Raw genomic sequence first — 12,839 nt, 5'->3', positions numbered from 1 at the left:
GCGCGCGACGCGACCGAAAGCCGCCCGTGGCGCCACGGTCACTGGAGCTGCAGCGCCTCGACGCCGGGCAGGGGCTTGCCCTCCATCCATTCCAGGAAGGCGCCGCCAGCGGTCGAGACGAAGGTCATGTCGTCGCTGACTCCGGCGTGGTTCAGGGCCGAGACCGTGTCGCCGCCGCCGGCGACGGCGACCAGCTTGCCGGCCCTGGTCAGTTCTGCGGCGTATTTCGCCGCCGCCACTGTCGCGGCGTCGAACGGCGGAACCTCGAACACGCCCAAAGGCCCGTTCCAGATCAGGGTCTTTGATGCGTCCATGGCGGCTGTCAGGCGGGCGACGGTCTCGGGACCGGCGTCCAGAATCTTGTCGTCGGCCGACAGGGGGTCTCCGGCGCGCACCGTCCGGGCGGCGGCGCCCGGCTTGACCTCGGTCGCGACGACCATGTCCACGGGCAGCAGAAGCTCGCACCCCTGCGCCTGCGCCTCGGCCATGATCTCGCGCGCCGTTTCGGCCATGTCCTTCTCGGCCAGCGAGCCGCCGATATCGATCCCCTGAGCGAACAGGAAGGTGTTGGCCATGCCGCCGCCGATCGCGAGCCGGTCCAGCTTGCCGACGAGGTTCTTCAGCAGGTCCAGCTTGGTCGAGACCTTCGCTCCGCCGACGATGCCGATCACCGGCTTCTGCGGCTTGCCCAGCGCCGCATCCAGCGCGTCGAGCTCGCGCCGCATCGACTCGCCGGCGTAGGCGGGCAGCAGTCGCGCCAGCCCTTCGGTCGAGGCATGGGCGCGGTGGGCGGCTGAGAAGGCGTCGTTGACGTAGAGGTCGCCGAGTTCGGCCAGCTGCTTCGCAAAGGCCGGATCGTTCTTCTCCTCGCCTCCGTGGAAGCGGACGTTCTCCAGCAGGACCACGCCGCCGGCGTCGAGGTCGGCGAGGACCGCCTTCGCCTCGTCGCCGACGCAGTCGTTGGCGAACCGGACCGGGGCGCCGAGCAGGTGCTCCAGATCGTCGACCACCGGCTGCAGGCTCATCGACTGCACGCGCTGACCCTTTGGCCGGTCGAAGTGGGCCAGCAGGGCGACCTTGGCCCCGGCGTCGCGCAGCTTGTTGATCGTCGGCAGGGCGACGCGCAGGCGGGTGTCGTCGGTGACGCGCCCACCCTCCATCGGAACGTTGAAGTCCACGCGGACGAGAGCGGTCTCGCCGGCAAGGGAGGGGGCGTCGTCGAGGGTGCGGAAGGTCATTTTGAAGTCTCGAGAACGATCACGAACACGAACCCGCCAAACGCAAGCAAGGCGGGAAGGGTGATGTGGCGCGCGATGAAACCTTCACGCCACTTGGTTGAGTAGAACAATGCCAACAACACCAAGCCAAGAAAGATCAAACAAGCGACGCTCCCGCCGGCCAAGTTTAGGGCTGGCGCGATATGCATCAGTCCGATGGCGGACCCGATCCCGAGCAGCAGGCCGGCGATGCCCACGAGTCCGCCGAGCGCGGCGTAGGCGTCCATCTTCGCCATCGACCACTGAAGACGCCAGAGTTCCCGCCGGTTGTCGCCATCGCGGCGTTGTTCTTTTTCAGCCCATTCCGGCGTTGGCATGTTGGCTAGATCAGCTTGCTCATCACCAGCGCCGTGTCGCTCATCCGCGTCGCGAAGCCCCACTCGTTGTCGTACCAGGTCAGAACGCGGGCCAGCTTGCCGTCGACGACTTGGGTCTGGGGCAGGGCGGCTGTGGACGAGGCGGCGATGTGGTTCAGGTCGGTCGAGACAAGCGCCTCGTCGGTCACGGCCAGAACGCCCTTCATCGGGCCGTCGGCGGCGGCCTGGATGGCGGCGTTGATCTCTTCCACCGTGACCTCGCGCCCGGCCACGACCTTCAGGTCGACGACCGAGACGTTCGGGGTGGGAACGCGGATCGACGAACCGTCCAGCTTGCCCTTCAGTTCCGGCAGGACAAGACCCAGCGCCTTGGCGGCGCCGGTCGAGGTCGGGATCATCGACAGGGCGGCGGCGCGGCCCCGGTACAGATCCTTGTGCATCGTATCCAGCGTCGGCTGGTCGCCGGTGTAGGCGTGGATGGTGGTCATATAGCCGCGCTCGATGCCGAACAGGTCGTTCAGCACCTTGGCGACCGGGGCCAGGGCGTTGGTCGTGCAGGATCCGTTGGACACGACGATGTCGTCGGCGGTCAGGGTCTCATGGTTGACCTTGTAGACGATGGTCTTGTCGGCGCCGTCGCACGGGGCCGAGACCAGTACGCGTTTCGCGCCCGCGGTCAGGTGGGCCGAGGCCTTTTCCTTGGTCGTGAACAGGCCCGTGCATTCGAAGGCGATGTCGACGTTCAGCTCCTTGTGCGGAAGCTTGGACGGGTCGCGCTCGGCCGTGACCTTGATCTTGCCCAGACCCACATCGATCCAGTCATCGCCGAACTCGACAGTGCCGGGGAAGCGGCCGTGGACCGAATCGTACTTCAGCAGGTGGGCGTTGGTGGCCACCGGCCCCAGATCGTTGATCGCCACCACCTCGATGTCGCGACGGCCATGCTCGACGATCGAGCGCAGGACGAGGCGGCCGATGCGGCCGAAACCATTGATGGCGACGCGGATGGTCATGGGGCGGTCTCCGAAGAAGCAGGGCTGAATGTTCGGCGCTTCAATGGAACCGCCGGGCGCGAGGATCAACCCCGCGCCCGTAACAAGGCGTGATCAACTGTAACGCTGAGACCGCCTGACCCTACTGCAGGAAGCTGCGCTTTACCTCGTCGAGAAGCGGGTTGGTCTGGGTATCGTTCTGCCAGCCGTAGTTGATGGTCCAGAGGATCGTGCCTCCGACCGCCGTAGCAGGATCGCGAACCCAGGCGCCCTTGGCCCGGATGGACGCCTCGTCCTCATAGGACAGCATGCCGGCGGCCGGCGCTCCGTCGGGCGGCCTGTAGCCGTTAGGGAAGCCGTTGGTGCGATTGTAGCTCCGGTAGCCGACCCGGGCGACGGCGTCCCAGTGGTAGGTCCCGCGCGACAGATAGCCGTTCTCTCTCAGCTCGTTGTAGGCCAACGAATTGTCGTCGTTGTAGACGGAGGTGGCGCCGGTCACCAACTGCCTGGGGGCCGTGATGTCGGGGCTGTAGAAGATGCCGTAGAAGCCGATGCCGATGCCGATTTTCCGGCGGGGAACACCGGTCGCCACATAGGCGCGAATGCTGGTGTCGAGATCATAGGGTGTCTCGCCTGTGGCCCCGTAGATCGGAGTGCTCAGCCATGAGCGCCAGCCGCCGGCGACATAGGCCATGCCGTAGCTCATAAGGTTGAACTGATCGACCATGTTGGCGATGTCGGCTTCCCATTGTTCGACCCTGCCGCCGGGCTCGAGGAAGTTGATGTTCTTGGCGTACCACGGGAAGGTGATGATCACCTGCCGGCCCGCGCCCTGGTAGCGGGGCCGGGCGTTCGCTTCAGCGCGAATCTCCGCAATCAGGGCTTTCAGACGGCGCTGCGCCTCGGCCGCCGGGAATTTGACCTGGCAGTCGTTCGGTTCGCTGAGGCAGTCCTCCCAGTCCACGTCGATGCCGTCGTAGTCGTGCTGAACCATGTAGTTAACGAGGTTGACGACGAAGGTCCGCCGCACGCCGTCCGCGGTGGAGTTGTAGAAGCCCACGCCGTCGCCAGCCCCGCCCAGCATGATGAGGGCCTTCCTTCCGGAGGCGTGCGCGCGGGACACCAGATAGTCCTCGACTGTCTGCGGAGCATAGGGCGATCCCGGGAGTTCCTGCGCGCTCGTCGCCCCGTTCACCAACTGGCCGGCGGTTCCGCCCAGAGTTCCGGAACCGGGCGCGATCCGGCCGAAGACGAAGTGGGTCATGGCGGTCATATCCACGCGCTCGGGCGGATAGGCATGCCAATACCAGCCGGCGTAGTAGCCGGTTACCCAGGCTGACGAGGCGGCGGTCGGCGTGCGGACGCGAACGGTCGCGGTCGCGGTTCTCGACCGGTCCACGACGCTGGCCGCGGTGACGCGATAGGTCCCCTCGGCCGCCGGCGCCGTGAACAGGCCGGCCGCACTGATCGTGCCGCCGTTGGCCGACCATTCGACCTGGGTGACGTCGGTTCCCGTCACCGTGGCGGTGAACTGGAAGCCTGAGGAGGGGGCGAGGTCGATCTCCGTCGGTGTCAGGCTGACCTGAATCTGGGGCGGGGGAGGAGGGGGAGGTTGCTGCGGTCCGCCTCCGCCTCCGTCCCCGCCGCCACCTCCGCCGCAACCCGCAAGAGCAAGCGCCATAGCGAGGCCGACGGCGAGTAGGCGGAAACGAAGCATGACGACTTTGCTCGAAGGACGGCGCGGGGGGAGCACCGTCCTCAGTTTCGGGCGGCCTGAGCCAGCCGTCGATCCGTGCACGTCGCGTCACGGGCCGGTTTGGTCGTCCGTTAACGTCGACGCAGATCAGTCAGTGCGGCGCGCGCGGGGACCGGCGCCGCCAAAACCGAGCTGGTCCATGGTCACGAGCCGGCCGGCCTCGTCCCGCGAAAACTGAACCCGTCGGCCCGGATCACCGACGACGGTGAACAGGTCGCCGTCCAGTCGGACCAGAGCCACTGGCGGGCGGCGGCCGCGGACGACGTTCAGCCGGTCTCCGACGACAGAAACGGTCTGCTCGCCATAGGCGCCGGCGTAGGGCGTCAGATCGCCGGCCGGAGCCGTCGAATTGATCGCCTGCAGCGTCCAGGCCGCATCGATACGGTTGTTGTCGCCGGCGAGGATGGCCTCAAGCGCCAGCGTATGGGCGCGCGTCAGGGCCTGATCCCACGGCACGGCGACGTCGGGCGAGACGCCTGTTCCTTCCCAGTTCTTGCCCGTGACAGGGTTCTTCGGCGAACCCTGCGAGATGAAGACCGCGAAGCCGCCGCCCACCGGGACCATGCCGCCGGGATTGGCCGCTCCGCCGGAGGCTTCGCCGACGATGGTCGCGCGGCGCGCGCCCTGCAGGGTGTAGGGGAAGGCCTCGCCCGCCGAGCCCGTGCGGCCGCTGATCAACACATAGACCGGAACGTCCAGCCGGGGCGTCGGATAGAAGACCGCCGGGGCCTCGCTCTCGGTCCCCTCGCGGCTGTGGAAGACGTTGTAGATCGGCGCGTTCGCCGGTGTGAAGGCGCTGGTCAGATAGCCGACCATCGAGGGGGCGCCGCCACCGTTGTCGCGCAGGTCGAAGATCACCGCATCGGCCTCGGCGACAAAGCTCAGGGCCGCATCGGCCGCGCGCCGGGCCGGGTCGGCGGGATTTTCGAAGTCGATGTTCGAAAACTGGCGCAGGTCGATATAGCCGACGTTGCCCGGCAGGATCTCGACCTTGCGGAAGCCATAGTGGCCGCGCGCTTCCATCGGATTGGCGGCGCGGACCCGACGGACGGGTTCCCTGGCGGTCCCGGCCGGCGGCGGCGAGCCGGGAGCCCGGACGACGCGCACAGGTCCCGCGCCCGGCCCCGGTGCGGCGGGCGCGTTGGGGTCCCAGGCCACGTTGAAATGCGCGTCCAGAGGGCGCAGCCGCCGGCTCAGCGCGGCGGCCAGATCGCGCTGATCGGTCAGGGCGTCGAAGGCGCCGGCCGCGCTTTCCGCCTCCAGATCGTCGGCGATGCGGTCTCCTGCCGCGGGATCGAAATACAGATCACGAATGCGGCCCGCGACCGCGTTCGCCGTGTCTCGCGGTGTGGGAGCCGCGGTCTGGGCGTATGCAGGCACGACCGCCACGAGGGCAGCGGCGAGGATCAGGGCTCGCATCAGGGCGTCTCCGTCGAACGATCTACGAGTGGTAGGGTGAGCCGGGCGGTCAGACCGCCTCCGGGCCGATTGGTCAGGGTTACGTCGCCGCCGGCTGCCCGAGCCGCCTGACGGGCGACCGTCAGGCCAAGGCCGGCTCCGCCCGTCTCGCGGCTGCGCGAGCGTTCGGCGCGATGGAAGGGCTCGAATACGGCTTCCAACTCGCCCTCGGGCAGGCCGGGACCGTCGTCTTCGACGAGGATTATTGCACGGCCGTCCTCGGATACCGCCTTGACGCGGGCGACCGCGCCGAACTTCACCGCGTTGGCGATCAGGTTGGCCAGGGCGCGCCGCAGGGCGGCGGCGTCGGCTTGTACCGGCAGGGCGTCGCCGTTGGTGAAACTCACAGCCGCGCCGGTTTCGGAGAAGCCCGCCGCGCAGTCCTCGGCGAGACTCGACAGGTCGAACCGCTCACGGCGCTCCGGGGTCGTCTCGCCGCGCACATAGGCCATGGCCTGGGCGATCAGGGCGTCCATCTCCTCGATGTCGGCGGCCATCCGGTCGCGCACCGCCTCGGGCGCCTGTTCGGCCCGGAAGCGCAGCCGGGTCAGGGGCGTACGCAGGTCATGGGCGATGGCGGCCACCGTCTGGGTGCGCCGGCGCATGTGGTCGCGCAGCGACGCCTGCATGTCGTTGAAGGCCTGGATGGCCGTGCGCACCTCGCTGGGGCCGGAGGGCGTCAGCGGCTCGGCGTCCGGGTCCGCGCCCAGCCGTTCGGCGGCGTCCGCAAAGACGCGGATCGGGCGGGTGAGGCGGCGCGCCATGAACCAGACGAGCGGCGCCAGCAGCAGCATGGAGATGGCGAGGGCCAGAAGCACCCGCTGCTGCCACGGAGACAACAGGCCCCGCGGCGGCTCGACCGTGGCCCAGCGCCCGTCTTCCTGCTGCACGGAGGCTGAGAAGGGAGCGAACGTCAGCCGGTCGGCAAGGACGCTGAACTGCCGCGTCTCGCGGTCGATGATAAAGGCGGCGCCGTCGGCGCCTCGCGGCAGGGCGTGGCGCGTGTGCAGCCGGGCGCGGATCTCGTCGCCCTGCCGCAGGACCACCACGCCCCTCGGCGGAACGGGCTCCGGCGGGGGAGGCGGCCCGGGCGGAGTCGGGGGGGAGGGCTGCCCAGGCGGTTGCGGCGCGCGGCGCCCGGCGTCCCTCAGGGCGAAGGTGTAGTGCTCCACCGAACCGGATCCGGGCTTGCGATCGTTCCGCAGCCGCCTTGGCCGCTCGCCCTGGACGCGCACGCGTACGGTTTCGGACGGCACGCCCATGCGCTGGGCCAGACCGGCGGCGAGCGCCATGGCCATCGGATCGTCCGGCCCCGCCTCGTTCAGCGCCAGCGGTTTGTCCGTCAGGCGGCGACGTAACGGGCGCCCGTCCGAGGTTTCAGCCGGCAGACCTTTCAGCGCATTGGCCGCCGCTTCGATGCTGAAGCCCGCAGGTTCCGGCTCGGGCGCCAGTACCACGACCCCGAACGCTACGGCCTGGGACATGACGACGGCCAGCACGGCCAGCGCAGCCACCTGAACCAGAACCGGGAACGACGACGGACGTCTCACGCGGCGCCCCGGGCGCCGGCGTGGCGTTCGACCCGGACGTCGAACATATACCCCTCGCCGCGCAGGGTCTGGATCATCTCCAGCCCGGACCCGTCGTCGAGTTTTTTCCGCAACCGGCTGATCTGCACATCCATGGCCCGGTCGAACACGTCGGCGTCCGCGCCCCGCGCCCGCTCCAGCAGCTGGTCGCGCGTCAGCACCCGGCCCGGCCTTTCGGCGAAGGCCCGCAGCAGGGCGAATTCGCCCGCCGACAGGGCGACCGCGCGCCCGTCAGGCCGGGTCAGCTCGCGCCGCAACAGATCCAGTCGCCAGCCGGCGAAGGTCAGGGCCGGTCCCTCGGAGGCGGCCTCATCCCGAGGACGGCGCAAAACAGCCCTGACCCGGGCCAGCAGTTCGCGGGGATTGCAGGGCTTGGCCAGATAATCGTCGGCCCCGAGTTCCAGCCCGATGATCCGGTCCGTGTCCTCGCCCATGGCCGACAGCATCACGATCGGGGGCCCGCCCTTGCCGGACAGGCGGCGGCAAACGGACAGCCCGTCCTCGCCCGGCATCATCAGGTCCAGCACCAGCAGGTCGGGCGCGCGGGCCGCCATGGCCCGGTCCATCTCGGCGGCCGAGGCGGCGCCGGTCGCGTCATAGCCGTGCTGGCTCAGATAGTCGCACAGCACCTCGCGGATGCCGGGATCGTCGTCGACAACGAGAATGCGGGGGGCGGGGTCGGCTTGCATGACGCCCATTGTGGCGAACCGGACGCTCGCCGTCATTTCAGTGCTGAAACATTTCCCGGATCGCCTGCAACATGGGTGCAAGGCTGGCATGGTCGAAGGGGGCGCTCCACAACGGGAACCCATGCCCCATGCTGACCCTGATCGCCCTGTCCGCCGCCCTGATGCAGGACCCTCCGGCTTCGCCGGCTCCCCCAGCCTCGCCTGAAGCCCACGCCCGCTTCATCATGATGGGCGACGGGCCCGGCAGTCTGGACAAGGACGGGGACGGCCAGATCTCGCGCGAAGAGTTCGCCGCGCCGATGAACGACCATTTCGCTCGCATGGACAAGGATGGCGATGGCCGCCTGTCGGCCGAGGAACGGTCGTCGGGCCATGGCCCGGGCGCCCACGTGTTCATGCGTGGTCCGGGCGGCGAGGGTGGTCCGGGCGTGCATCGGTTCGAGTTGCGCAGCGACGGCGCTCCCGGAGGGCGCGGCGAGCATGAAGTCCGGACGATGGTCTTCTCGGGTCGCAGCGAAGGCGGGCCCGGCGAAGAGCACCGGATCGTCATCCGCGGTCCCGGCGGCGAGGGCGGCCCCCGCATCGTGCATCTGCCGCGTGGAGCCGACGGCGCCGGCGAGCACAACGTCAACGTCATGATCCACCGCCTCGGCGGCCCGGACGGCGAGCACAAGATGGACGCCGACAACGACGGCCGCATCAGCGAGGCCGAGTTCACCGGCCCGCTGCGCGAAGCTTTCACCCGTATGGACGCCGATCACTCGGGATTCATCGAGGAAGGCGAACGGGGTCAGGGCCACGATGTCCAGGTCTTCACCCACCGGATCGAAACACGACAGGACGATGAAGACTGATCCGTCCAGCGACTTCGTGATTTGAAAGTCATCGAAGGCGCCCTCTAATGGCGTCATGATCTTCCGTCGCCTGTTTGAACGACTGGCCGTGTCAGCCGCGATGAGCCTTGCGCTCTGCGCGGCTCCGGCTGTGGCGGGCGATCCCGCGGTCGCATCAGCGGCCCCGTCGGCTCCGGCGGCGGCCCCGGTCGCGCCGGGCCGTGACCGGGTACGGATGAACCAGCGGGTCTTCGACCATGTCTGGAACGAGGTCCGGCGCGAATATTACGACCCGCACCTGCACGGCGTGGACTGGAATAACGCGCGCCGGACGTGGCGTCCGATCGCGCTGGCCGCACCGGATGACCGGACCCTGTACCGGTCGCTGCGCGAGATGCTGAACCTGCTGGACGACGATCACGCCGGCGCCGCCCCGCCCGCGGTGGCGCGTCGTCAGGACCAACTGCGCGAACGCCGCGCCGCCGTGGGTCTGTCGCTGCGCGCGGAGAAGGACAGCGAGGACAGCTATCTGGTCGAGCAGGTCCGGGAGGATTCCCCGGCGGCCGAAGCAGGCGTGGGCGTCGGCTGGCGGCTCATCGTCGACGGCGCGACAGGCTGGACCCCGGAACAGGATGTGGTCGAGGGACAGCCGCTGGTGCTGACCATGGTCGATGCTGAGGGCGCTCCAAAGGTGACCGTGCTGAATCCGCGCGTTCTTGAGCCGCGCCCGGCCTTTGTCGCCGACCGCACGCGCCCCAATGTGCTGGTCCTGAGGGTCGAGGGGTTTGAACAGGGACTGGGGCGCTGGATGGGTCAGCAACTGGCCGACCTGACGCCCGACACAGACGTGATCCTGGATCTGCGGGGCAATCCCGGCGGTCGTTTGATGGAGGCGGATGCGGTGCTGAGCTGCTTCCTGCCGACAGACCGCGCCTGGGCGACCCGCACGCCCCGGAACGGCCGACGCATCGAGATGAGGACCGCCGGCGGCTGCGGCGCGCTGACGGCCCCGATCGCCAACGATGTCGCGGTGCTGGTCGACGACCAGAGCCGCAGCGCCGCCGAACTCACTCCCGCCGCCCTTCAGGAGGCGCGCCGCGCCGTGGTGGTCGGCGCGCCAACCGCAGGAGCCGTGCTGATCTCTCGCGAGACGCGTCTGCCGGACGGCGGCCGGTTGACGCTCAGCCGCGCCGACTTCGTGACGGCGGGCGGCGTGCGTCTGGAAAAGAACGGCGTGAAGCCCGACGTAGCAGCCGCCGTTACGGCGCAGGATCGCCGGGCCGGCCGGGATCCCGGGCTTGAAGCGGCCCTCGCCGCCTTGGCTGCGCGGCGTCCCGAACAGGCGCAGGCGGCCGTTGGCGCACCCCTCTAGACCGCGACCGGCCTGACATTCGACGCCGCCAGCCGCGCCCGCTCGCGGGCCTCGTCCGTCGTCGTCCCCTTCGCCGTCGCCACGCCCATGCGACGCCGCTCATAGCTTTCGGGCTTGCCGAAGAGGCGCAGGTCGGCGGTCGGGACAGACAGGGCCTCGGCCACGCCCTCGAAGGCGATGCCCGCCGCGTCCATACCGCCGTAGATCACCGCGCTGGCGCCGATGTCGCGCTGGCTGACGTCGACCGGCAGACCGAGGATAGCGCGGGCATGCAGGGCGAACTCGCTCATCGTCTGGGTCGCCAGCGTCACCAGACCGGTATCGTGCGGACGTGGCGACACCTCCGAGAACCAGACCTGATCGCCCTTCACGAACAGCTCGACCCCGAACACGCCCAGACCGCCCAGGGAATCCGTGACCTTGCCGGCGATGTCCTGCGCGGCGGCGAAGGCGGCCGGCGTCATCGCCTGCGGCTGCCAGCTCTCGACATAGTCGCCCTTGACCTGACGATGGCCGATCGGGGCGCAGAAATCCGTTCGCACGGCGCCGTCGCGCATAGAGCGGACCGTCAGAAGGGTGATCTCGAAATCGAAGTCGATGCGGCCCTCGACGATAACCGTCGCCGTTTCGACCCGTCCGCCGGACTGTGCATAGGCCCAGGCGTCGGCCATCTGATCGGGCGCCTCGACGAAGGACTGGCCCTTGCCCGACGAGGACATCACCGGCTTCACGAAGACCGGCAGGCCGATCCGCTCCGCCGCCTCAGCCAGTTCATCAGCCGACGAGGCGAAGGCGTAGGGCGAGGTCGGCAGGCCCAGTTCTTCCCCGGCCAGCCGCCGGATGCCCTCGCGGTTCATGGTCAGCTGGGTCGCCCGGGCGGTCGGGATGACCACGGCATGACCCGCCGCCTCGATCTCGGCCAGAACGTCCGTGGCGATGGCCTCGATCTCGGGCACGATTATGTGCGGCATCTCCGCCGCGATGACCCCGGCGAGGATGTGGGGATCCGTCATCGGAATAACGTGGCTGCGGTGCGCCACCTGCATGGCGGGCGCATTGGGATAGCGGTCGACGGCGATGACCTCGACGCCCAGCCGCTGCAGCTCGATCGCCACCTCCTTGCCCAGCTCTCCGGCGCCCAGAAGCATGACGCGGACGGCGGTGTCCGAAAGGGGGGTGCCGATACGCATCATCTATAACTGGCCGCGGATCGAGATACCTCAGGAACTGTCAATGAAGAGAAACTCAGGAACGCCTTAACGTCAGACTCTGAGTTGCTGTTCTTCGGACCCAATATCACTTTCTTTATCGCTCCGGACTGATCCCCGAAAGTCCGATCTGCGTACGGCACGAGTTGCCCGCCGCGTATTGAAAATTTTATGTCGATTTCTTTGCCGCCAGGGGATGAGATATCAAAACCCTTTTCGGATTCTATATAAACAACTGCCCTGGTGGAGCGAACTTCCTTTTCTTCGGAGAATGCTGAGTTTTTCATATAGCAAGCGGCGGTCAGAAGCTGGGTAGCGATCCTTAAGGCCATCTTGTTTTTTTGAGATTCAGGGCATTGATGGAACAAATTCCCACCGTTTATTAATCTGTTTTTTAGTTCAGCCCGCTGTTCTTCTTCTTTATAGAGAACTTTTCCCATTTTCCCCAAGCATTTCGAGATCTTTGCCGAGTCAAATCCTATCGAAAACCCTTTGGCGTCTTCTGCGTAGGCGCGCCACTGACTAAGTATGTCCCCTTCCAAAGAAAAGCACGATATAAGAAGTCGGGCATTTTTGTTTACGTAATCTACCCGATCCAAAAGTAGATCTGACAAATTGTCGCTTATGATGCCTCGGTGCTCCGATATCTCATCTTTCGCAAGATCGAGTCCCCAAGACAGCTCTCTAAAATCATTCATTTTAGACAGGTCTGAAGACCGTATCGTCTTGTTTGTTACGATTGCGTGGAAAGTATCTGAAGAGCAGTAATGGTAGAGCACACCCTTGGGCACCTCAGACGGCGGCTTAAAGGGGAAGGCATCGCACAGGCGCTTGTAAGCCGCCGAATCTTCGTTCGATGAATCGCTCATGGCTCGCAAGCTACATTCAACCCGTGGTTTCCGCTACAGTCCCGCTAGGGACGATCTTGTCTCCCGGGGACGCGCGTGGGAGTAGTTTCCAGGGCAGGCGGGTTCGATCAGGTCCCAGGCGTTGCCGTAAAGGTCCTCAAAGACCACCACCTTGCCATAGGGCTCGTGACGGGGCGCTTCGCGGAAGACGACGCCCGCCGCCGACCACGCTGCGTGGTCGCGGATCAGGTCGTCCGTCTCGAGAAACAGCCAGACCCGATCGCCCGCCTGTCGGCCCACAGCGTCGCGCTGCGCGTCCGTCGTCGCGCGCGCCAGCAGCAGGGATGTCTGGCCGCCCGTCGGCGTCACCCGCACCCAGCGCTTGCCGCCGCCCATGTCCGTGTCCTCACTGAGCTCGAAACCCAGTTTGCCGACAAAGAAGGCGCTGGCCTCGTCGTAGTCGCGGACCAGCAGGCTGACGGCCCCGAGATGCGCCATGG

General features: G+C 67.5%; 12 protein-coding genes. 2 read left to right on the top strand and 10 right to left on the bottom strand.

What is annotated here, in order from left to right:
• Positions 1 to 38: 38 nt before the first annotated feature.
• The 7 genes from pgk to ASD25_RS14220 all read right to left on the bottom strand — a co-directional run bounded on the left by pgk (position 39) and on the right by ASD25_RS14220 (position 8,078).
• The gene (gene pgk, locus ASD25_RS14250; RefSeq protein ID WP_056617942.1) at positions 39 to 1,238 is read right to left on the bottom strand and encodes a phosphoglycerate kinase; all 1,200 of its coding nucleotides are present in this window, start codon (positions 1,236 to 1,238) and stop codon (positions 39 to 41) included.
• Positions 1,235 to 1,594 carry a hypothetical protein gene (locus ASD25_RS14245; protein ID WP_156389317.1) on the bottom strand — a complete coding sequence of 120 codons (360 nt, stop codon included), beginning with the start codon at positions 1,592 to 1,594 and terminating at the stop codon, positions 1,235 to 1,237. The genes pgk and ASD25_RS14245 overlap by 4 nt, the downstream gene beginning before the upstream one ends.
• Positions 1,595 to 1,599: 5 nt before the next feature.
• Positions 1,600 to 2,607 carry a type I glyceraldehyde-3-phosphate dehydrogenase gene (gene gap / locus ASD25_RS14240; RefSeq protein WP_056617936.1) on the bottom strand — a complete coding sequence of 336 codons (1,008 nt, stop codon included), beginning with the start codon at positions 2,605 to 2,607 and terminating at the stop codon, positions 1,600 to 1,602.
• 121 nt (positions 2,608 to 2,728) lie between these two features.
• Positions 2,729 to 4,303, bottom strand: coding sequence for a glycosyl hydrolase family 18 protein (locus ASD25_RS14235; RefSeq protein WP_082572422.1), 1,575 nt, complete (start codon positions 4,301 to 4,303; stop codon positions 2,729 to 2,731).
• A 126-nt stretch (positions 4,304 to 4,429) separates the two neighbouring features.
• Positions 4,430 to 5,761: a S41 family peptidase gene (locus tag ASD25_RS14230; protein ID WP_056617929.1), complete on the bottom strand. Its 1,332-nt coding sequence runs from the start codon at positions 5,759 to 5,761 to the stop codon at positions 4,430 to 4,432.
• The gene (locus ASD25_RS14225; RefSeq protein WP_156389316.1) at positions 5,761 to 7,350 is read right to left on the bottom strand and encodes an ATP-binding protein; all 1,590 of its coding nucleotides are present in this window, start codon (positions 7,348 to 7,350) and stop codon (positions 5,761 to 5,763) included. Before ASD25_RS14225 ends, ASD25_RS14230 begins: the two co-directional genes overlap by 1 nt.
• Complete coding sequence (locus tag ASD25_RS14220) at positions 7,347 to 8,078, bottom strand: response regulator (RefSeq protein WP_200943643.1); 732 nt, start codon at positions 8,076 to 8,078, stop codon at positions 7,347 to 7,349. Before ASD25_RS14220 ends, ASD25_RS14225 begins: the two co-directional genes overlap by 4 nt.
• Positions 8,079 to 8,206: 128 nt before the next feature.
• On the opposite strand from ASD25_RS14220, the gene ASD25_RS14215 reads away from it, so the two are divergent.
• The gene (locus ASD25_RS14215; protein WP_056617924.1) at positions 8,207 to 8,932 is read left to right on the top strand and encodes an EF-hand domain-containing protein; all 726 of its coding nucleotides are present in this window, start codon (positions 8,207 to 8,209) and stop codon (positions 8,930 to 8,932) included.
• A gap of 55 nt (positions 8,933 to 8,987) precedes the next feature.
• The gene (locus ASD25_RS14210) at positions 8,988 to 10,283 is read left to right on the top strand and encodes a S41 family peptidase (protein ID WP_235562734.1); all 1,296 of its coding nucleotides are present in this window, start codon (positions 8,988 to 8,990) and stop codon (positions 10,281 to 10,283) included.
• Here ASD25_RS14210 and purT read toward each other — a convergent pair.
• From purT to ASD25_RS14200, 3 genes are read right to left on the bottom strand one after another with little or no spacing between them, the layout of a single operon-like run.
• The gene (purT, locus tag ASD25_RS14205) at positions 10,280 to 11,473 is read right to left on the bottom strand and encodes a formate-dependent phosphoribosylglycinamide formyltransferase (protein ID WP_056619144.1); all 1,194 of its coding nucleotides are present in this window, start codon (positions 11,471 to 11,473) and stop codon (positions 10,280 to 10,282) included. The two genes, ASD25_RS14210 and purT, sit on opposite strands and share 4 nt — an antisense overlap.
• Positions 11,473 to 12,360 (bottom strand): DUF2971 domain-containing protein, encoded by an 888-nt coding sequence (locus ASD25_RS29475; protein WP_082572420.1) that lies wholly within the window; start codon positions 12,358 to 12,360, stop codon positions 11,473 to 11,475. The genes purT and ASD25_RS29475 overlap by 1 nt, the downstream gene beginning before the upstream one ends.
• A gap of 33 nt (positions 12,361 to 12,393) precedes the next feature.
• Positions 12,394 to 12,837 carry a VOC family protein gene (locus ASD25_RS14200; protein ID WP_056617921.1) on the bottom strand — a complete coding sequence of 148 codons (444 nt, stop codon included), beginning with the start codon at positions 12,835 to 12,837 and terminating at the stop codon, positions 12,394 to 12,396.
• Positions 12,838 to 12,839: the final 2 nt, after the last annotated feature.

The organism is Brevundimonas sp. Root1423 (assembly GCF_001426805.1).
The sequence above is the reverse complement of the archived record's forward strand: the minus strand, read 5'-3'. Positions and strand labels throughout refer to the sequence as shown.